This window comes from Streptacidiphilus sp. PAMC 29251 (assembly GCF_054208735.2).
This window is the reverse complement of sequence record NZ_CM135725.2, coordinates 3,820,371-3,839,601: the sequence shown is the minus strand read 5'-3', so window position 1 is coordinate 3,839,601 and position 19,231 is coordinate 3,820,371. Positions and strand designations below refer to the sequence as shown.

Genomic DNA, 19,231 nt, shown 5'->3' with positions numbered 1-19,231 from the left:
GTCCGCGGGTCTACCGTGCGGCCGTAGGGCCGGACGTCCAATGAGGGGCGGCCGGCAAGCAGGCTGACGGAGGTCGACCACCATGGCCCGTTTCGCTGCGCCGGGAGAATCCGGCGCGAAGATGAGCTACCTGCCGCGCTACGACCACTGGATCGGCGGCGAGTTCGTGCCGCCGAAGCGGGGGCAGTACTTCGAGAACCCGTCGCCGGTGAACGGACACACCTTCTGCGAGGTCGCCCGCGGCACCGCCGAGGACGTCGAGGCAGCGCTGGACGCCGCGCACGCCGCCGCCCCCGCCTGGGGCCGCACCTCCGCCGGGGACCGGGCGAACATCCTGAACCGGATCGCCGACCGGATGGAGCAGAACCTGGAGGCCCTCGCGGTCGCCGAGAGCTGGGAGAACGGCAAGCCGATCCGGGAGACGATGGCCGCCGACATCCCGCTCGCCATCGACCACTTCCGCTACTTCGCGGGGGCGATCCGGGCCCAGGAGGGCTCGCTGGCCGAGATCGACGAGGACACCGTCGCGTACCACTTCCACGAGCCGCTGGGCGTGGTCGCGCAGATCATCCCGTGGAACTTCCCGATCCTGATGGCGACCTGGAAGCTCGCCCCGGCCCTCGCCGCCGGCAACGCGGTGGTGATCAAGCCGGCCGAGCAGACCCCGGCCTCGCTGCACTACTGGATGAGCCTGATCGCGGACCTGCTCCCGCCCGGCGTCGTCAACATCGTCAACGGCTTCGGGGTGGAGGCCGGCAAGCCGCTGGCGTCCAGCGCCCGGGTCGCCAAGGTCGCCTTCACCGGGGAGACCACCACCGGGCGGCTGATCATGCAGTACGCCAGCGAGAACATCAAGCCGGTGACCCTGGAGCTGGGCGGCAAGAGCCCCAACATCTTCTTCGACGACGTGAGTTCGGCCCACGACGACTTCCTGGACAAGGCGCTCGAGGGCTTCACCATGTTCGCGCTGAACCAGGGCGAGGTCTGCACCTGCCCGTCCCGCGCGCTGATCCAGGAGGGCCACTACAGCGAGTTCCTGGACGCGGCGGTGGAGCGCACCCGCGCCATCGTCCAGGGCCACCCGCTGGACCCGACCACGATGATCGGCGCGCAGGCGTCCAACGACCAGCTGGAGAAGATCCTCTCCTACCTGGACATCGGGCAGCAGGAGGGCGCGAAGATCCTGATCGGCGGCGCCAGGGCGGACATGGACGGCGAGCTGGCGGGCGGCTACTACGTCCAGCCGACCATCTTCGAGGGCAACAACGCGATGCGGATCTTCCAGGAGGAGATCTTCGGCCCGGTGGTCTCGGTCGCGCCCTTCGCCACCTACGACGACGCGATCCGGATCGCCAACGACACCCTCTACGGGCTCGGCGCGGGCGTCTGGACCCGGGACTCGACCACGGCCTACCGGGCCGGGCGGGCGATCCAGGCCGGCCGGGTGTGGACCAACTGCTACCACGCCTACCCGGCGCACGCGGCCTTCGGCGGCTACAAGGGCTCCGGAATCGGCCGCGAGAACCACAAGATGATGCTGGACCACTACCAGCAGACCAAGAACCTGCTGGTCAGCTACTCGGCCAAGAAGCTCGGGTTCTTCTAGCCATGGCCGAGGACCTCTCCAGGGTGGCGGTGACGCCCGCCGCCGAGGAGCTGCTGCGCAAGCTCTACGCCGTCAACGGCCCGCTGATGTTCCACCAGTCGGGTGGCTGCTGCGACGGCAGCTCGCCGATGTGCTATCTGGAGGGCGAGTTCCGGACCGGCGCCTCGGACGTGCTGCTGGCCGCGCTGCGGGTGGAGGGCGTGACCGAGCCGGTCACCTTCTGGATGTCCAGGGACCAGTTCGCGCTCTGGCGGCACACCCACCTCACGGTGGACGTGGTGCCGGGGCGCGGCGGCGGCTTCTCGCTGGAGGCGCCGGAGGGGATGCGCTTCCTGATCCGGTCCCGGCTGCTGACTCCGGAGGAGGTGGCGGTGCTGGACGCGGCGGACGCGGCGGCGGATCTGGTGGCCGGCCTTGCGGCGGACCCGCGCGGTCCGGATTCCGGGTGAGCAACTCCCGGATGAACATTGCGTGTTGATGGGTTTGGCGACGGTCTGACGTGGTAAGCGGAGTCCGCCCGTGCCTGGAAGCTGCTGTGGCAGCGGCCTTCGGGGCCGACGGCGCGGGCCGCCGCGGCAGTCAGGTCGTCGGGGCCGGTCGGCCGCGGAGCAGGACCCCGGGCGGGAACGGTGGACCCCACCGCCCCGCCCGGGCCCCGCGCCGTGCCTGCGTGGGGCCGGTCAGCCGAGTTGCGGGGCGACCTGGGTGGCGATCAGCTCCAGCTGGTCCAGGTCGGAGAGGTCCAGGATCTGGAAGTAGAAGCGGCTGCTGCCCGTCTCCGCGTAGCGGCCGATGGTGTCGACCACCTCGGCCGGGGTGCCGGCCAGGCCGTTCGCCTTCAGTTCGGCCACCTCCCGGCCGATCGCCGCCGCCCGGCGGGCCACCTCGGCGTCGTCCCGGCCGACGCAGGACACCAGGGCGTTGGAGTACACCATGTCGTCGGCCGGGCGGCCGGCCGCCTCGCAGGCGGCGCGGACCCGGGCGATCTGGGTGCCGGTGTCCTCGACCGAGGCGAAGGGCAGGTTGAACTCGGTGGCGTAGCGGGCCGCCAGGGCCGGCAGCCGCTTCGGGCCCGTCCCGCCGACCAGCACCGGGATCCGCTGCTGCACCGGCTTGGGCAGCGCCGGGGAGTCCTTGAGCTGGTAGTGGACGCCGTCGAAGTCGAAGGTCTTGCCGACCTCGGTCTGCCACAGCCCGGTGACGATCGCCAGCTGCTCCTCGAAGCGGTCGATCCGCTTGTCCGGGAAGGGGATCCCGTACGCGGCGTGCTCCTGCTCGAACCAGGCCGCGCCGAGGCCGAGTTCGACCCGCCCGCCGCTCATGGCGTCGACCTGGGCGACCTGGACGGCCAGCACGCCCGGCCAGCGGAAGGTGCCCGCGGTCATCAGCGTGCCGAGCCGGATCCGGGAGGTCTCGCGGGCCAGTCCGGCCAGGGTGATCCAGGCGTCGGTGGGTCCCGGCAGGCCGTCCCCTTCGCCCATGCGCAGGTAGTGGTCCGAGCGGAAGAAGGCGTCGAAGCCCAGCTCTTCGGTGGACTTGGCGACCCGCAGCAGCGTGTCGTAGGAGGCGCCCTGCTGGGGCTCGGTGAAGATTCGGAGGTCCATGGGACCCATCCTGCACGATCAGTGAGCGGGAACCCGGCCCGGCTCAGCCCGGCTTCGGCCCCGGCTCGGCCCGGCTCAGCCCCGCTTCAGCGCGACCCCCGCGTAGCCGGCGACCTCCGTGCAGGTCAGGGCCAGGTCCTCCGGCTCCTCGGCGTGCCACTCGTGGACCGGGACCAGGCCGGGGGCGACCAGCTCCATGCCGTCGAAGTAGCGCAGCACCTGCGGGTGCGTCCGCGAGGTCAGGCTCACGCCGACGGTGGCGTAGGTGCGCAGCACCGCGCTGGCGACGTCGATCGAGAGGTGCTCGCCGGTGGCGTGGGAGAGGATCAGCGCACTGCCGGGCGGCAGCACGGCCTTGAGCTCGTCCAGAATCTCCTCGGGGCGGTCGGCGTCGGTCAGGAAGTGCAGCATCGAGACCACCATCAGGGCCACCGGCCGGGAGAAGTCCAGCAGTTCCCTGACCTGGGGGGAGCTCAGGATCGCCGCCGGGTCCCTGAAGTCGGCCTCGACGCAGGCGGTGCGGCCCTGCAGGCTGCCCTGCAGCCGGGCCCGGGCGTGGGCCAGCACCAGCACGTCGTTGTCGACGTAGACCACCCGCGCGTCGGGTGCGACCGACTGGGCCACCTCATGGGTGTTGTGGGCGCTGGGCATCCCGGTTCCGATGTCCAGGAACTGACGGATGCCCAGCTGGGCGGCCAGCCGCACCGCCCGGCCGAGGAAGCGGCGGTTGGCCAGGGCGGTGGACCGTACGTGGGGAAACTGCGCGACGACCCGGTTGGCTGCGGCCCGGTCGGCGGGGAAGTTGTCCTTGCCGCTCAGGTAGTAGTCGTACATCCGTGCGGGATGCGGCATGTCGGCGCGCAGGCTCACCATGTCCCCGGCCGTTCAGCCGCGCTTGAGGGCGACTCCGGCGTAGCCGGCGACCTCTTCGCGGGTCATCAGCCGGTCGTCCTCGTTGTCGGGGTCGGGACGCCACTCGTGCACCGGCGTCACCCCGGGCTCGACCAGGTCGAGGCCCTCGAAGAAGCCGAGCACCTCGGTGTGGGTGCGGGAGACGATGTTGAGACCGGACTTGGCGTAGGTCGCCTCGATGTTGGCGGCGATCGCGGGGTCCATCAGCTCGCCGGTGCCATGGGTGAGGATCAGCGCGCTGCCGGGCGGCAGGGCCTCCTTGTACCGGTCGAGCAGCGCGTGCGGGTTCTCGGAGTCCGGGAAGAAGTGCAGCAGGGCCACCACCAGCAGCGCGATCGGCTGCGAGAAGTCGAGCAGGCCCTTGGTCTGCGGCGAGTCCAGGATCGACTCGGGGTTGCGGAAGTCGGCGTCGATGTAGGCGGTGCGGCCCTCGGGGGTGCCGCGGAGCAGGGCACGGGCGTGGGTGAGCACGATCGGGTCGTTGTCGACATAGACCACGTGCGCGTCCGGGGCGGCGGCCTGGGCCACCTCATGGGTGTTGTTGGAGGCGGGGATGCCGGTGCCGATGTCCAGGAACTGGCGGATGCCGAGGTCCGCGGCGTGGCGCACGGCGCGGCCGAGGAAGCGGCGGTTGGCACGGGAGCCGGCCGGGGCGCTCGGCAGCAACTGGACCACTGCCGCGGCGGCGGCCCGGTCGGCCGGGAAGTTGTCCTTGCCGCCCAGGTAGTAGTCGTACATCCGAGCGGGGTGCGGTATGTCCGTGCGCAGGTCGACGCTCGGCGGCAGACTGCCGTCCGACGCCGCCCAGTCCCAGTTGTCAGCAGTCATGTCGCTCCTCGGCCCCCTTGGCTTTCTCTGAAGTTCCCAATGGACCAGGCAGTCAGCCATGGTGACAGGGCATCACCTGCATGATCGGAAGCATGCTACTCGATGGGTGTGTGGCAGGAATATGACGTGATCCGACTCACACTCGGCGGCACCTGTCGCCGGGGGGTCGGGGAAGCGCATTCTTTGGGGACGACGGCGCCCTCGGGCGCCCCGACGGAGGCTGTGCGTGGGCGACAAGGCGGAGCAGACACCGATCGAGACCGTCCGGATGCAGCTGCGGGTCGAGGAGTGCGATCCGGACTCCCTGCGCTCCATCGTCAAGGCCGCGAGCGAGGCTACCACCTGGTGCGCTGGGGGAGTGGCCCCTGGTGCGGCTGGGCGGGCGGGGTCGGCGCCGACTGGCTATGCGACGGCGCCGACTGGGACGAGGACCGGGTCCGCGCGCTCGACCAGGAGGCCGAGCAGCGCGGACAGACCCTGCTCACCGTCGCCGCGCTCGGTCTCGACGCCGGGGGCGAGGAGGTGGTGGCCGGGTTCAGCGAGATCCTGCTGACCGCCGGCACGACCCGGGCCCGGCAGTCCGACACCGCGGTGCTCAAGCAGCACCGGGGGCGCGGCCTCGGCCTGTGGGTGAAGGCCGCGATGCTGCAGTGGCTGCTGGGCGCGCACCCGGAGGTGGACCAGGTGGAGACGGTCTGCGCGCTGACCAACCAGCACATGATCGCGATCAACGAGGAACTGGGCTTCCGGCCGGATGTCGGCAGTGACGGGTGAGGCGGCCGGTCACGAACGCCCCGCGCGGCTAGGGTGGGCAGGGCACACGGCCGGACTTCAGCACTGATCCAGGAGGAAACCCAGCGTGGCTACCACTCGCGTCGCACGTACGGAATGGGAAGGCTCTCTGCTCGAGGCAAGGGCAATGTCTCGCTCGTCACCTCGGGTGTCGGCGAGTTCCCGGTGACCTGGGCCTCGCGGGCCGAGACCGCCAACGGGAGGACCAGCCCCGAGGAGCTGATCGCCGCCGCGCACTCCAGCTGCTTCTCGATGGCGCTGTCGCACGGCCTGGCCGGCGCCGGCACCCCGCCCACCAAGCTGGAGACCCAGGCCGAGGTGACCTTCCAGCCCGGCACCGGGATCACCGGCATCCACCTCACCGTCACCGGCACCGTGCCCGGTCTCGACGAGGCGGGCTTCGTCAAGGCGGCCGAGGACGCAAAGGCCAACTGCCCGGTCAGCAAGGCGCTTTCGGGCACGACCATCACGCTGACGGCGGGTCTGGCCTGACCTCCCCGAGCCGCTGCCGGTACCCGTGGCCCCCGCCGTTCCCGGCGGGGGCCACGGCGTTTCCGGCTCGGGCCACGGCGCGTACGTCACCTGCGTGCGCCCCCGGTCCTTCCCCGGAGGAGTGAATCGTTCCGTTGCCGGTGGCCGGGCCCGGGACCGCCGCCTATGATCACTACTGTGCGTAGTGGTGACAACGGGGGCAGCGACAGTGCGGGCGGCGGCGCCGTGCGGCCTGTCGGTGACGCCGTGCAGCTCGCCGAGGCGCTGCACGCCAGCGAGAGCCGGTTCCGGGCGGCGTTCACCGACGCCGGGATCGGGATGGCCCTGGTCGACGCCGACGACCGGATCATCGAGGCCAACCCGGCCCTGGCGGAGATGCTCGGCCACACCGTCCCCGAGCTGATGCGGCTGCACATCCATGAGCTGCTGGACGTGGAGGACGATCCGCGCCGCTCCTACCTGGAGCTGCTCCGCGGCGACCGGGACCGGATCCGGCTGGAGAAGCGGCTGAAGCACCAGCGCGGCCACGCCGTCTGGACCAATGTCACCATCTCGCTGATCCGCTACGCCGACGGCCGACCGCAGTACACCCTGGCCATGGTCGAGGACGTCTCCGAGGCCCGGCGGCTCGGCGACCGGCTGCACTACCAGGCCATGCACGACCCGCTCACCCGGCTGCCGAACCGTTCCCTCTTCTTCGACCGGCTGGCGGGAGCCTTCACCGAGGCCGACCAGCGGATCGGCCTCTGCTACCTGGATCTGGACGGCTTCGCGGCCGTCAACGACACCCTGGGCCACCACGTCGGCGACGATCTGCTGGTCGCCGTGGCCGAGCGGCTGGAACAGCGCTTCTCCGGCCGCGGGCACCTGGTGGCGCGGATGGGCGGGGACGAGTTCGCGGTGCTGGTCCCGCGCAGCGCCGGGCCCGAGGAGCTGACCGCGCTCGCCGCCGAACTGGTGGAGCTGCTGGCCGTCCCCTACGACCTGGGCACCCAGCGGGTGGTCGCCACCGCCAGCGTCGGGGTGGTGGAGCGGCCCGTCCCCGGCACCACCCCGGCCGAGCTGGTCAAGGACGCGGACGCCACCCTGAGCTGGGTGAAGAGCGACGGCAGGGCGCACTGGGCGCTCTACGACCCGGAGCGGATCGCCCGCCGGACGACCCGGCAGATACTGGCCACCACCATGCTGCCCGCGCTGGAGCGGGGCGAGTTCGTGGTCGAGTACCAGCCGCTGGTGGAGCTCCAGCACGGCTCCGGGCAGGTCCGGCTGCGCGGGGTGGAGGCGCTGGTGCGCTGGCAGCACCCGGAGTTCGGCCGGATCGGCCCGGACCGCTTCATCGGCATCGCCGAGGAGACCGGCGCCATCGTCCCGCTCGGCCGCTGGGTGCTGGAGACGGCCTGCGTCCAGGCCAGGGCCTGGCTGGAGGCCTTCCCCGAGGCCGAGCTGTTCATGAGCGTCAACCTGGCGGCCCGTCAGTTCTGGGACTCGGACGTGGTCGCCGACGTGGCCGAGGTGCTGGGCCAGACCCGGCTGCCGTCCCGGCTGCTGCAGCTGGAACTGACCGAGAGCGCGGTGCTCGGCCCGGCCGGGCGTCCGCTGGAGGCGCTGCACGCGCTGGAGGCGATGGGCGTCCGGATCGCCATCGACGACTTCGGCACCGGCTACTCCAACCTCGCCTACCTCAGCCGGCTCCCGGTGCATGTGCTCAAGCTGGACGGCGGCTTCCTGGAGGGCTTCCAGGAGGGCTCCCCGGCGGGCGCCGACGAGCAGATCGTCTCCGCGCTGGTGCGGCTGGCCCACGCGCTGGGGCTGACCGTCACCGCCGAGGGCGTGGAGACCGAGCTCCAGGCCGAGCTGCTGCGCGCCACCGGCTGCGACAGCGCCCAGGGCTGGCACTTCGGCCGGGCGATGGCGCCGGAGGGGATCACCGCACTGCTGGCAGCAGCCCCAGCCGCATGGCGACAGTGACGGCGGCGGTCCGGTCGTCGACGTCCAGCTTGGCGAACACCCTGATCAGATGTGTCTTCACGGTCGCCTCGCCGATGAACAGCTCCCGGCCGACGTCGGCGTTGGTCCGCCCCAGCGCGACCAGGGCGAGCACCTGGGTCTCCCGCGCGGTCAGCAGCACCGGCGGGGGCGGCGGCGTGGCCGGGGTGCGGACCCGGTTGAGCAGGGTGGCCGCCGCGGCGGGCGCCAGCACGGTCTCGCCGCGGGCCGCCGCCCGTACCGCGGCGGCGAGTTCCAGCCGCGGCGTGTCCTTGAGCAGATAGCCGCTGGCCCCGGCCTCCACCGCGCGGACGATGTCGGCGTCGGTGTCGTAGGTGGTGAGGATCAGCACCCGGATCCCGGGCAGCTCCCTGGTCAGCCGGGCAGTGGCGGTGGCGCCGTCCATCACCGGCATCCGCAGGTCCATCAGCACCACGTCGGGCAGCAGTTCGGCGGCCAGCGCGCAGGCCTCGGCGCCGTTCTCGGCCTCGCCGACCACCTCCAGGTCGGCCTCGGCCGCCAGCATCCCGCTGAGCCCGGCCCGGACCACCGGGTGGTCGTCCGCGAGCAGCAGCCGTACGGTTCCTGACGCTGTCATGGGACCACCTCCACCCGTACCGTGGTGCCCGCGCCCGGGGCACTCCTGATGTCCACTGTGCCGTGCACCTGCTCGGCCCGGGCCCGCATGCCGCGGAGGCCGTAGCCGGGGGTGGTGCTGGTGTCGCCTGTGGTGGTGAAACCCCGTCCATTGTCCTGGACCTCCAGCACCACTCCGGCACCGCCGTAGTCGAGCCGGACGGTCACCGTGTCGGCGTCCGCGTGCTTGCGGATGTTGGAGAGCGACTCCTGCGCCGCCCGCAGCAGCACCACCTGGACGTCCGGCGGCAGCAGCCTGGGCGTGCCCTGGATCCGTACCTCGGTGGTGATGCCCAGCTCCTCGCCGAGCCTGGCGGTGATCCGGTGCACGGCGGTGTCCAGCGGCGCCGACCGCAGTTCGAGCGGGGCCAGTTCGGCGACCAGCGCCCTGGTCTCGGCGAGGTTCTCCCTGGCGGTGCGTTCGGCCAGGGCCAGCCGCTTCCTGGTCGCCGCCGGGTCGGTCTCCACGGTCGCGTCGGCGGCCTGGATCAGCATGATGAGGCTGGTGAAGCCCTGGGCCAGGGTGTCGTGGATCTCGTGCGACAGCCGCTGCCGCTCGGTCAGCACCCCGGCCCGGTGCTGCGCCTCGTCCAGGTCGGCGCGGGCCGCCTCCAGCTCGGCGATCAGCTTTCCGCGCCGTTCCGCCTCGCGCATGATCACCTGGGTGGAGATCCCGATCAGCAGGCTGACCAGCAGCGCGATGCCGACCTGGACCAGCGCGGTGCTCAGCTCCTCGTGCCGCAGCGCCACCGCGACCGCGCCGGCGAACAGGGCCACGATCACCGGGGTACGGATCCGCCGCGACTCCAGCACCCCGAAGAGCTGCGGGAAGAGCGCGTAGAGCAGGACCAGGCCGTTGGGGTCCAGATAGCCGAGAACCAGCGTGAGTGCGATGGCGATCACCAGGTAGGCCACGCAGAGCGGACCCGACTGCCGGGCCAGCCCGGGCCCGAGCAGCGCGGCGTACGCGAGGACGAGGGCGCCGAGCAGGACGTAGTCGACCCGGCTCGCGTGGTCGCCGAGCAGGTTCACAGCGGTGGCCACGATCAGGATGCCGAAGGAGACATGCCAGATCAGGACGACCTTGTGGATCCAGCCGTCCTCGTTCATCCGTCCTCGCTCATCCGTCCTCGCGCCCCTTCCAGCGGAACGTCTTCAGGCAGAGCAGCAGCCCCGCCACCGCCCAGACCGCGAGGACCAGGGCGATCCGGCCGTGCTCCCAGCCGCCGGCCGGCTCGGTCTGCGCGTACGCCTGCGGCAGCAGCGCGGAGCGCATGCCCTGGCAGATCCACTTCAGCGGGAAGAAGGAGGCCACCACCTGAAGGGTATGCGGTAGCTGACTGAAGATCACGAAGACTCCCGAGATGAACTGGAGCACCATCATCGGGAGCATGGCCACCGCTCCGGAGTCGGCGCTGCGCATCAGATTGCTGTAGGCGATGCCCAGCAGCGAGCAACCGGCCACGCCGAGCAGGTACACCCAGCCCAGAGTGAGCCAGTGCGCCGCGTCCACCGGCAGTCGGACGCCGAAGAACAGCCGGCCGACGCCGAGCAGCACCACGCCCTGGCCGACGCTGGACACCAGCACCATCACGAACTTGCCGATGAAGTACGAGGACTTGGGCAGCGGGGTGCCGCGCAGCCGCTTCAGCGTGCCGTTGCGGCGCTCACCCGCGATCTGCAGCGAGAGGCTCTGCAGGCTGGAGCCCATGATCCCGACGCCGATCATGCCGGTGGTGAAGATCTGCTGGGTGCTGACCCCGCTGTCCGGGTCGGTGCCCCGGTAGATGAAGCCGAGCAGCAGCAGCATCACCACCGGCATCGAGAAGGTGAAGAACATCTGGCCCTTGTTGCGGAAGAACTGCCGGGTCTCCAGACCGCCGCGGGCCAGCCCGAGCCGCAGCGCGGACGGGGCGGCGCCTGCTGCCGGCGCCGCTGCTGTCGTGCTGGTGGCGGTGCCGGTGGTGGTGGCGGCGTGCGTCGTCGGAGCGGTGGTGGTGGTCGTCATGACTGCTGTTCCCCCTCGATCATGCGCAGATAGATGTCTTCCAGCGTGGGCCGGGTGATCGCCAGTTCCGGGATCTCGCCGTCGCCGAACCGGGCCGACAGCTCCCGTACGGTCCGGGTCGGCTCGGCGGTGGCGACGCTGTGCGGGCCCTCGGCGTCGGTCCAGCTGACGACGGCCGCGGCGTGCTGCCGGCCGCCCAGTCGGGCCGGGGTGTTCACCTCGACCAGGCGGCCCCGGCTGATCACACCGACCCGGTCGGCCAGGTGCTCGGCCTCGTCCAGGTAGTGGGTGGTGAGCAGGACGGTGCTGCCGCCGTCGCGCAGCCCGCTGACCAGTTCCCAGAACTGCCGCCGCACCTCCGGGTCGAAACCGGTGGTGGGCTCGTCCAGGAACAGCAGTTCGGGGTTGCCCAGGATGCCGAGCCCGACGTCCAGCCGGCGCCGCTGGCCGCCGGAGAGCAGGCCGGTGCGACTGCGGCGCTTCTCGGTGAGGCCGACCGCCTCGATCACCTCGTCCACGTCGCGGGGCGTGCGGTAGTAGCGGGCGAAGTGCCGCAGCACCTCCTCCACGGACAGCAGGTCGAAGTCGCCGCTCTGCTGCAGCACGATGCCGATCCGCTGCCGCCAACCGGAGCCGGCCCGCCGGGGGTCGACGCCGAGCACGCTGAGCTCGCCGCTGTCCCGGTCCCGGTAGCCCTCAAGAATCTCGGTGGTGGTGGTCTTCCCGGCCCCGTTCGGGCCGAGCAGCGCGAAGATCTCGCCGCGCCGCACGTCCAGGTCGACGCCGTCGACGGCGGCCACGCCCTGGTAGGCCTTCCGCAGCCCGCGGGCCCGGATCGCTGCGTCTCCGTCTGCCGTGCTTGCTGTGCCTGCGTCTGTCACTGTCGCTGTCCCCATGGCCTCCATGCTGGCGGCGGGGACCCCTTCGCCATGAGCGGCGAACGGTTGAACCCGCCCGTCCACCGAACGGTGGACGGGCGGGCGGGCCCCGGGGCGGATGGGGGTGGCTCCGGGGCGGGGGTGACCCGGGCTGGGGGATGGGCCCGGGCGGCGGTGGCTCTGTGCGGGTGGGTCGTTGGGTGGCCGGCTCAGACGGGTTCGAGGGCCGGGTCGGCGACGGGTTCGAGCGCGGGGGTGCCGGAACCCAGCGTCTGCGCCATCTTGTCCCGGTCCAGCACTCCCTCCCAGGCGGCGACGACGAACGAGCCCACCGCGTTGCCGCAGGCGTTAGTCAGGGCGCGGCAGGTGGACATGAACCGGTCGATGCCGAAGATCAGCATGATGCCGGCGACCGGAATCGTACCCGTCGAGGACAGGGTCGCGGCCAGCACGATGAACCCGGAACCGGTGACCCCGGCCGCGCCCTTCGACATCAGCAGCATGATCGCCAGAATGCCCAGCTGACTGGCCAGCGAGAGGTGGGTACCGGTGGCCTGGGCGATGAACAGCGCGGCCAGGGTCAGATAGATGCAGGTGCCGTCCAGGTTGAAGGAGTAGCCGGTCGGCACGGTCAGACCGACCACGTCCTCGGGCACGCCCGCCTTCTCGATCTTGCGCATCAGCTGCGGCAGCACGGTCTCGCTGGACGAGGTGCCCAGCACGATCAGCAGCTCGTCCTTGATGTAGCGCAGCAGCGAGAAGATGTTCAGCCGGCACAGCGCGCACACCGTGCCGAGCCCGACCACGACGAACACCGCGCTGGTCGCGTAGGTCAGCCCGATCAGCGAACCGAGGCTGGTCAGGGTGTGCACCCCGTACTTGCCGACGGTGAAGGCCATCGCGCCGAACGCACCGACCGGGGCCGCGTACATCACGATCCGCAGCACCGCGAACATCACCTTGCCGAGCTTTTCCACCCCGGCCGCGATTCCCGCGGCCGGCTCGCCGACCAGCTTGATCGCCACGCCGAACAGGATCGAGAAGAAGACCACCTGCAGGTCGTTGCCGCTGGAGAAGGCGTTCACCGCGCTGGACGGCACCACCTCGGTCAGCAGCGACCAGAAGCCCTGGGCCTGGCCGGTCGCGGCGTAGTCGGCGGCGGCGCCGGTCAGCTTCAGGTTGGCGGCGTTGGCGTGGATCCCGCTGCCGGGGTGGAACACGTCGATCGCGACCAGGCCGAGCAGCAGCGCGACCGTGGTCATCCCCTCGAAGTAGAGCAGCGCCTTGACCCCGATCCGGCCGACCTTGCGCAGGTCGGCCACCCCGGCGATGCCGCCGACGATGGTCACGAAGATGATCGGGGTGACCACCATGGAGATCGCGCTGACGAACACGGTCCCCAGCGGCTGCAGTCCGGCGCCGGTCTTCGGCCACGCGGCGCCGACCCCGGCGCCCGCGGCGATGCCGACCAGGACCCAGACATAGAGCTTGCGGTACCAGGCCGATCGTGGGGTCGGCGCCGTTGCTGACTCGGACATCGGAACTCCTTGGGCGGGGTGGGGGCAGCGGGTGGTGGTCTGAATGTGGCGTGCGCCACATCGCCGGGTCTGTATTACGCGCATTACGCGCATGCGGGAGGTGCCCGATCGACCGTGCGCGTTATGTTCGAAATTCCGGCCGCCCGGCATCGGGCCTGGTCCGCCCACCAGCGGGGTGCCAGACTCGGCGGCATGCCGCGCCCCACCCCGTACCGGAGCCTGAGAGCCCGCGCCCTGCGGTTGAGCATCGCCATGCAGGTGCTGCTGCTCCAGCTCGGCACGGTCGCCCTGCTCACCGTCGGCGGCACGGCCGCGGCGATCGCGGTGGCGCACTCCGGTCAGACCGCTCACGCGCGCTCGGAGACCCTCGCGCTCGCCGAGACCATCGCGGACGCCCCCGGCATCGCGGCGGACGTCAGCGGCCCCGATCCGAGCACGCAGCTCCAGGCGATGACGCTGAGCGTGCAGCACGCCACCGCCGTGGACTTCATCGTGGTGATGAGCCCGACCGGGATCCGCTACACCCACCCGACGCCCGGCGAGATCGGCGGGCACTACCTGGGGGACACCGCCCCCGCCCTGGCCGGCCACCCCTTCACCGAGACCTACACCGGCACCCTGGGCCCGTCGGTGCGCTCGGTCGCCCCGATCTACGGTCCCGGGCACCGCGTCGTCGGCCTGGTCTCGGTCGGCATCACCCTGGAGCGGCTGTCGGCGACGGCGCACCGCGAGCTCCCGTTGATCCTGGCGATCGCCGCCGGGGCGGTCGCGCTGGTCGGCTCGGCACCTGGGGCCTGGCCCGGCGGCTGAACAAGCAGACCCTCGGCCTGGGCCCGCAGGAGATCACCCGGCTCTACGAACACCACGACGCGGTGCTGCACGCCATGCACGAGGGGCTGCTCGTCCTGGACCGGCAGCGCACCGTGCTGCTCGCCAACGACGAGGCGGTGCGGCTGCTCGGCCTGGACAAGGACCCGACCGGGCGCTGTGTGACCGAGCTGGGGTTGGACGCGGCGCTGGTCCGGCTGCTCGGCTCCGGCCTGGAGGCCCATGACGAGGCCTATGTGGCCGAGGACCGGGTGCTCGCCGTGAACCAGTCGCCGGCCCGGCGGGACGGGCGCACCCTCGGCACCGTGGTCACCCTGCGCGACCATACCGAACTGCGGGCCCTGGCCGGGGAACTGGACTCGGCCCGGGGCTTCGCCGATGTGCTCTCGGCCACCGCGCACGAGGCCGCGAACCGGCTGCACACCGTGGTCACCCTGATCGAACTCGACCGTCCCGGCGACGCGATCCGCTTCGCGACCGCCGAGCTGGCCGCCTCCCAACAGCTGGTCGACCGGCTGATGGCGTCGGTCGGCGACCCGGCGGTGGCGGCGCTGCTGCTGGGCAAGGTGTCCCAGGCCGCCGAACGCGGGGTGGAGGTGACGGTCAGCGACGACACCGCCGCCCCGCAACTGCCGTTCGAGACCCGCGACCTGGTCACCATCATCGGCAATCTGATCGACAACGCGGTGGAGGCGGTGCTGGCCTCGCCGGCCCCGCGCCGGGTCTCGGTGTCGCTGCGGACCGGGGGAGCGGCTGCGGACGGGGATGAGGAAGGGGAGCTGCTGGTCCGGGTGGCCGACAGCGGGGCCGGGATCGACCCGGCCCGGATCGAGGACCTGTTCACCCGGGGCTGGACCACCAAGAACGAGGCCGGGCACGGGATCGGGCTGGCCCTGGTGCGGCAGAGCGTGGCCCGCAACCGGGGCACCATCGAAGCCGACCGCGACCGGACCCTGGGCGGCGCCGCGCTGGCCGTACGGCTGCCGACGCCGGGCCGTGGCGCGGTCGCCGAGGCCGCTGAGGCCCTCGACGCCGCCGTGGCCGTCGAGGGAGGCTCCGAGTGATCAACACCCTGGTGGTGGAGGACGACCCGATCCTGGCCGAGGCGCACCGTGCCTTCACCGAGCGGGTGCCCGGCTTCGCCGTCACCGGAGTGGCGCACCTGGGCCAGGAGGCGCTGCGGATGGTGGCCACCCGACCGGTGGACCTGCTGCTGCTGGACGTGAACCTGCCCGATCTGACCGGCATCGAGCTGTGCCGGATCCTGCGGACCCGCGGTGACCAGGTCGACGTCATCGCGGTCACCTCGGCGCGGGATCTGGCCACCGTGCGCGCCGCCGTCTCCCTCGGCGTGGTGCAGTACCTGCTCAAGCCCTTCTCCTTCGCCTCGTTCCAGGAAAAGCTGAACTCCTACGCGGAGTTCCGCCGCCGTGCGGCCGAGGCCCCGGACGTGCTCGCCCAGGACGACGTGGACCGGACCTTCGCCGCCCTGCACCAGACCGCCGGTCAGCCGCTGCCCAAGGGGCTGACCGAGGCCACGCTGCGCGCGGTCTTCACCCTGCTGCGCGCCGAGGGCCGGCTCTCCGCCGCGCAGACCGCCGCCGGGGTCGGCGTCTCGGTGCAGACCGCCCGCCGCTATCTCGACTACCTCACCGCGCAGCGGCTGGTCTCCCGCGCCCCCGTCTACGGCGGCGCTGGCCGCCCGGAACAGATCTACCGCTGGACCGCTTCCTGACCCGGCCGCTGGACCGCCGCCTGACCCGGCGTCAACTCAGCTCACCGTTCTGGCCCGCCGAGCGCGGCGATCTGGCAGCCTGGTCAGTTGCTGCAGGGTCGGCTCCGGAGGGAGGGCGACGATGGGGACGGTTGGTTGGCTGCTCGTGCTTCCGCTTGCGATTGGGGCCTACGTCGGGTGGCAGATGTACCGCTACCCGGGCGGCTGGGCCTACGCCTTCGGGGCGGCATATACCGCCGAGCGGAAGAGCCTGGCCAAGGCCCGCCGTCGTGTGCGCGGCTTGGAACGAGACGATCACCGGGAACGATCTGGAGCCGAGACGAAAGTTCGAAACGCCGAGGCCCGGTATCGCCGGCGCATCCGTGCTATCGACCGCCGGCTCAGCACACTGCGCCAGCCTGGGCGAGGCATTCTGCTCGAACAGCTTGGCGACCTGGTGCTCCACAAGCACGTGCTCCTGGTCAAGGGCGAGGTCGTGCCTCTCGCTGGGCTCCGGGTCCGTTTCGAGGAGGCCAAGCGCAATCACCACATTTATGTCACACGGCCGGACGGGCGGGTGCGTTTCGAGTCATTCCCGCACGAGCTGCACGAGGAAGGAGAGGTGCGACGCTTCGCTGTGCGGATAGAGAATGAGGCAGCGGCGGAGAAGACTTTCCTTGAGCGCTGCGAGGACGAAATGGCCGAGGCTGAGATCGCCCTGCAGCAGGCCCGAGCGGACACGTCCGCTCAGGAGACCGCTCGTGCGCAGCTGGCTCAGGTGACCGAACGGCAACAGGCCGACAGTCGAATAGAGATCGCACGTTCCGAGCTGGAGGCCGAGCATGAGCGCTGGCAGGCGGTCACCGGTCACCGGCCGCACTGAGGTCTGTCGCCGCTGGGTCGACGACGCCGCGGTTAGCCCCTCGCTAGCACCGGACCCCTGGAACGCCAAAGGCCGTTCTTCCCGAAGGAAGAACGGCCTGGTCAGGCGATTGCTTCGCTGTGCGCCGCCAGGGACTCGAACCCCGGACCCGCTGATTAAGAGTCAGCTGCTCTAACCAACTGAGCTAGCGGCGCGTGCTGACCTGGAAGAGATTACATGATCCGGAGCCAAATGCCGAATCGGTATCCTGGGCTGCGAGAGCGCATGATCGAAGACCCTGAACCGAGCCGCCCGACGGGGGACCGCATGACCGACAGCACGACAGCCAGCACCGCCGAGACCGGCGCCACGACCGCCGCCCAGGTGGCCGCCCAGGCCGAGGCGGACCCGCATCCGCGGGAGGAGCTGGCACGCCTGCGCGGCAGCATCGACAACATCGACGCGGCGATCGTCCACATGCTCGCCGAGCGGTTCAAGTGCACCCAGGAGGTGGGCCGGCTGAAGGCGGAGTACCGGCTGCCGCCGGCCGACCCGGCCCGGGAGCGGGAGCAGATCGAGCGACTGCGGCTGCTGGCCGAGAACGCCCGACTGGACCCGGCCTTCGCGGAGAAGTTCCTCAACTTCATCATCGCCGAGGTCATCCGCCACCACGAGCGGATCGCCGGGGCTTGAGGAGCCTGAGGGGCCTGGGGGGCTTGAGGGCTCAGTCCGCCTCGGGGATCAGGTTGAACTGGGTCAGGAGTTCGCCGACCTCGGTGGCGTCCAGCTTGCGCAGCAGGTGATTGCGCAGCACGGAAGGGCCCGGGAGTCGGACGGGGTGGCCGTCGCGCAGGTAGTTGGCGGCGGCGAGCAGCTTGCGTACGTCGTAGGTGGAGTTGGCCACCTCCGGCACGCCGCGGTCGATGCCCAGCAGCTGGTAGGCGGCTTCCATCGCGGTCCGCACCGAGTACTCGGTGGTGAAGATGGTGTCCCGGGTGGTTTCGGCGAACTGCCCGATGAAGGCGAAGTTGACCGCGCCCGCCGGGACGACGTCGGGGCGGTCGCCGGCCCGGCGGGGCAGGAAGAAGGCGGTGACGTAGGGCATCATCACCGGCACGCACCTGGCGCCGGTCGCGGCGAGTTCGTCGATGTCCTCGGTGGGGACGCCCAGGTGGTAGAGCCACTCCTGGGTGATCTCCAGGCCGGTGCAGTCCTGCATCGGCTTCTTGACGTAGTCGCCGAGCCGCTCGGGGAACAGCCCGTAGAGCCAGACGACGATCTGGTCGGCGGGCTGCGCCTTGAAGTGGGGCTGCCGGTTGACGGTCCAGCTCATCAGCCAGCCGGAGTCCCTGGCCGTCACGATGCCGCCGGTGACCACCTTGCCGCTGAACGGGTCGCGTTTGCAGACCTTCTGGATGTAGCGCGGGATCCGCGGGTCGAGCGTGGTGACGGTGGCGGACTCCCATTTGCTCTCGGCGATGTTGCCGCAGAACACCTCGGGACGGCCGAAGGACTCGTCCCGGGACGCGATCGTGCGCCAGAGGTCCCAGGCCGGCGCCGGGCCCTCGTCGAGACGGGCCGGGGTGTGCTGGTCGCCGGCGTCGGAGTTCTCGGTCAGTGAGCCGATCGTGGTGAGGACGAGGTCGTCACTGCCGAGGTCGACCCCGCCGGGCTCGCCCGCGCTGAGCCATTCGATCCGGGTCGCCTGCTTGCGGTCGCCGGTGAGGTCGAAGTGGATGTCGGTCACCTGGGTGTCGAACCGCAGCGTCACACCCTGGTCGATCAGCCAGCGGGTCAGCGGGAGCACCATCGACTCGTACTGGTTGTACTTGGTGAACTTCAGCGCCGACAGGTCGGGCAGGCCGCCGACGTGGTGGACGAAGCGGTGCAGGTACAGCTTCATCTCCAGCGCGCTGTGCCACTCCTCGAAGGCGAACATGGTGCGCCAGTAGAGCCAGAAGTTGCTGTCCAGGAAGTCCTGGCCGAACACCTCGTTGATGCGCTTGCCCTCAAGCTCCTGCCGGGTGGCCAGGAAGGCCTTGAGGACGTCCTTCTGCGCACGGTCGTTGAGGGTGAACAACCCGTCGGTGTGCGCGTCCTGTCCCTGCCGTTCGGTGACGCGCTGCAGCGACTTGTTGGGGTCGTCCTTGTCCAGCCAGTAGAACTCGTCGAGCACCGACGCGTGGGGGACTTCGAGCGACGGGATCGAGCGGAACAGGTCCCACAGGCATTCCATGTGGTCCTCCATCTCGCGGCCGCCGCGGATGATGAAGCCCTTGGCCGGTTCCTTGATGCCGTCCAGCGCGCCGCCCGGCAGCTTCAGCCGTTCCAGGACGGTGATCCGGTCCCCGGCCATCTGCCCGTCACGGATCAGGAACGCGGCGCCGGCCAGCGAGGCGAGGCCCGCGCCGACGAACCAGGCTGTCTTGTCCTCCACCCCCTGGGGCTTGCGGGGGCGGGCGAACGCCTCGTAGTTTCCGCTGCTGTAGTACACCGCTGTCCTTTCGTGGCGCGTGGCGCATGGCGCGTAGGCGTGGCACAGGCGCA

18 protein-coding genes, 1 tRNA gene and 1 pseudogene are annotated in these 19,231 nt (G+C 71.0%); 10 read left to right on the top strand and 10 right to left on the bottom strand.

Annotation, left to right across the window (positions count from 1 at the left end; genetic code table 11):
- The first annotated feature begins 82 nt into the window (after window positions 1-82).
- Both exaC and ACXKR8_RS17950 read left to right on the top strand, forming a co-directional pair.
- Complete coding sequence (exaC, locus tag ACXKR8_RS17955) at window positions 83-1,606, top strand: acetaldehyde dehydrogenase ExaC (RefSeq protein WP_458273916.1); 1,524 nt, start codon at window positions 83-85, stop codon at window positions 1,604-1,606.
- A 2-nt stretch (window positions 1,607-1,608) separates the two neighbouring features.
- On the top strand, window positions 1,609-2,055 hold the full coding sequence (locus tag ACXKR8_RS17950) for a DUF779 domain-containing protein (protein WP_458273915.1): 447 nt from the start codon (window positions 1,609-1,611) through the stop codon (window positions 2,053-2,055).
- A 231-nt stretch (window positions 2,056-2,286) separates the two neighbouring features.
- On the opposite strand, the gene ACXKR8_RS17945 is transcribed toward ACXKR8_RS17950, so the two are convergent.
- The 3 genes from ACXKR8_RS17945 to ACXKR8_RS17935 form a co-directional block, all read right to left on the bottom strand.
- On the bottom strand, window positions 2,287-3,210 hold the full coding sequence (locus ACXKR8_RS17945) for an LLM class F420-dependent oxidoreductase (protein WP_458273914.1): 924 nt from the start codon (window positions 3,208-3,210) through the stop codon (window positions 2,287-2,289).
- A 75-nt stretch (window positions 3,211-3,285) separates the two neighbouring features.
- Window positions 3,286-4,083, bottom strand: coding sequence for an SAM-dependent methyltransferase (locus tag ACXKR8_RS17940; protein ID WP_458273913.1), 798 nt, complete (start codon window positions 4,081-4,083; stop codon window positions 3,286-3,288).
- A 12-nt stretch (window positions 4,084-4,095) separates the two neighbouring features.
- Window positions 4,096-4,950 carry an SAM-dependent methyltransferase gene (locus tag ACXKR8_RS17935; protein ID WP_458273912.1) on the bottom strand — a complete coding sequence of 285 codons (855 nt, stop codon included), beginning with the start codon at window positions 4,948-4,950 and terminating at the stop codon, window positions 4,096-4,098.
- A gap of 345 nt (window positions 4,951-5,295) precedes the next feature.
- Here ACXKR8_RS17935 and ACXKR8_RS17930 point away from each other — a divergent pair, with 345 nt between their 5' ends.
- From ACXKR8_RS17930 to ACXKR8_RS17920, 3 genes and pseudogenes are all read left to right on the top strand, one after another.
- Window positions 5,296-5,724 carry a GNAT family N-acetyltransferase gene (locus tag ACXKR8_RS17930; RefSeq protein ID WP_462100569.1) on the top strand — a complete coding sequence of 143 codons (429 nt, stop codon included), beginning with the start codon at window positions 5,296-5,298 and terminating at the stop codon, window positions 5,722-5,724.
- 85 nt (window positions 5,725-5,809) lie between these two features.
- Window positions 5,810-6,234 (top strand): annotated as a pseudogene (locus ACXKR8_RS17925) (OsmC family protein).
- Window positions 6,235-6,399: 165 nt separating this feature from the next.
- A complete protein-coding gene (locus ACXKR8_RS17920) occupies window positions 6,400-8,202 on the top strand; it encodes a putative bifunctional diguanylate cyclase/phosphodiesterase (RefSeq protein ID WP_458273909.1) in 1,803 nt (600 codons plus the stop codon).
- Here the strand turns inward: ACXKR8_RS17920 and ACXKR8_RS17915 are convergent.
- The 5 genes from ACXKR8_RS17915 to dctA all read right to left on the bottom strand — a co-directional run bounded on the left by ACXKR8_RS17915 (window position 8,159) and on the right by dctA (window position 13,280).
- Window positions 8,159-8,818: a response regulator gene (locus ACXKR8_RS17915; RefSeq protein ID WP_458273908.1), complete on the bottom strand. Its 660-nt coding sequence runs from the start codon at window positions 8,816-8,818 to the stop codon at window positions 8,159-8,161. The two genes, ACXKR8_RS17920 and ACXKR8_RS17915, sit on opposite strands and share 44 nt — an antisense overlap.
- Entirely contained in the window at window positions 8,815-9,966 is a 1,152-nt protein-coding gene (locus ACXKR8_RS17910; RefSeq protein WP_458273907.1) for a sensor histidine kinase, read from the bottom strand. The genes ACXKR8_RS17915 and ACXKR8_RS17910 overlap by 4 nt, the downstream gene beginning before the upstream one ends.
- Before the next feature lie 10 nt (window positions 9,967-9,976).
- Window positions 9,977-10,864, bottom strand: coding sequence for an ABC transporter permease (locus ACXKR8_RS17905; RefSeq protein ID WP_458273906.1), 888 nt, complete (start codon window positions 10,862-10,864; stop codon window positions 9,977-9,979).
- Complete coding sequence (locus tag ACXKR8_RS17900) at window positions 10,861-11,760, bottom strand: ABC transporter ATP-binding protein (RefSeq protein ID WP_458273905.1); 900 nt, start codon at window positions 11,758-11,760, stop codon at window positions 10,861-10,863. The genes ACXKR8_RS17905 and ACXKR8_RS17900 overlap by 4 nt, the downstream gene beginning before the upstream one ends.
- A 191-nt stretch (window positions 11,761-11,951) precedes the next feature.
- Window positions 11,952-13,280, bottom strand: coding sequence for a C4-dicarboxylate transporter DctA (gene dctA / locus ACXKR8_RS17895; RefSeq protein WP_458273904.1), 1,329 nt, complete (start codon window positions 13,278-13,280; stop codon window positions 11,952-11,954).
- 123 nt (window positions 13,281-13,403) lie between these two features.
- Here dctA and ACXKR8_RS17890 point away from each other — a divergent pair, with 123 nt between their 5' ends.
- The 4 genes from ACXKR8_RS17890 (at window position 13,404) to ACXKR8_RS17875 (ending at window position 16,705) form a co-directional block, all read left to right on the top strand.
- Window positions 13,404-14,090, top strand: coding sequence for a sensor histidine kinase (locus ACXKR8_RS17890; protein ID WP_462100568.1), 687 nt, complete (start codon window positions 13,404-13,406; stop codon window positions 14,088-14,090).
- A gap of 62 nt (window positions 14,091-14,152) precedes the next feature.
- Window positions 14,153-15,172, top strand: coding sequence for a sensor histidine kinase (locus ACXKR8_RS17885; protein ID WP_462100567.1), 1,020 nt, complete (start codon window positions 14,153-14,155; stop codon window positions 15,170-15,172).
- Complete coding sequence (locus ACXKR8_RS17880) at window positions 15,169-15,843, top strand: response regulator (RefSeq protein WP_458273902.1); 675 nt, start codon at window positions 15,169-15,171, stop codon at window positions 15,841-15,843. The genes ACXKR8_RS17885 and ACXKR8_RS17880 overlap by 4 nt, the downstream gene beginning before the upstream one ends.
- Window positions 15,844-15,964: 121 nt before the next feature.
- Window positions 15,965-16,705 carry a hypothetical protein gene (locus ACXKR8_RS17875; RefSeq protein WP_458273901.1) on the top strand — a complete coding sequence of 247 codons (741 nt, stop codon included), beginning with the start codon at window positions 15,965-15,967 and terminating at the stop codon, window positions 16,703-16,705.
- A gap of 120 nt (window positions 16,706-16,825) precedes the next feature.
- Here the strand turns inward: ACXKR8_RS17875 and ACXKR8_RS17870 are convergent.
- Window positions 16,826-16,899, bottom strand: a tRNA-Lys gene (locus ACXKR8_RS17870).
- 112 nt (window positions 16,900-17,011) lie between these two features.
- Here ACXKR8_RS17870 and ACXKR8_RS17865 point away from each other — a divergent pair.
- Window positions 17,012-17,377, top strand: coding sequence for a chorismate mutase (locus ACXKR8_RS17865; protein WP_458273900.1), 366 nt, complete (start codon window positions 17,012-17,014; stop codon window positions 17,375-17,377).
- 31 nt (window positions 17,378-17,408) lie between these two features.
- Here the strand turns inward: ACXKR8_RS17865 and ACXKR8_RS17860 are convergent, their stop codons facing one another.
- Complete coding sequence (locus ACXKR8_RS17860) at window positions 17,409-19,178, bottom strand: oleate hydratase (protein ID WP_458273899.1); 1,770 nt, start codon at window positions 19,176-19,178, stop codon at window positions 17,409-17,411.
- Window positions 19,179-19,231: the final 53 nt, after the last annotated feature.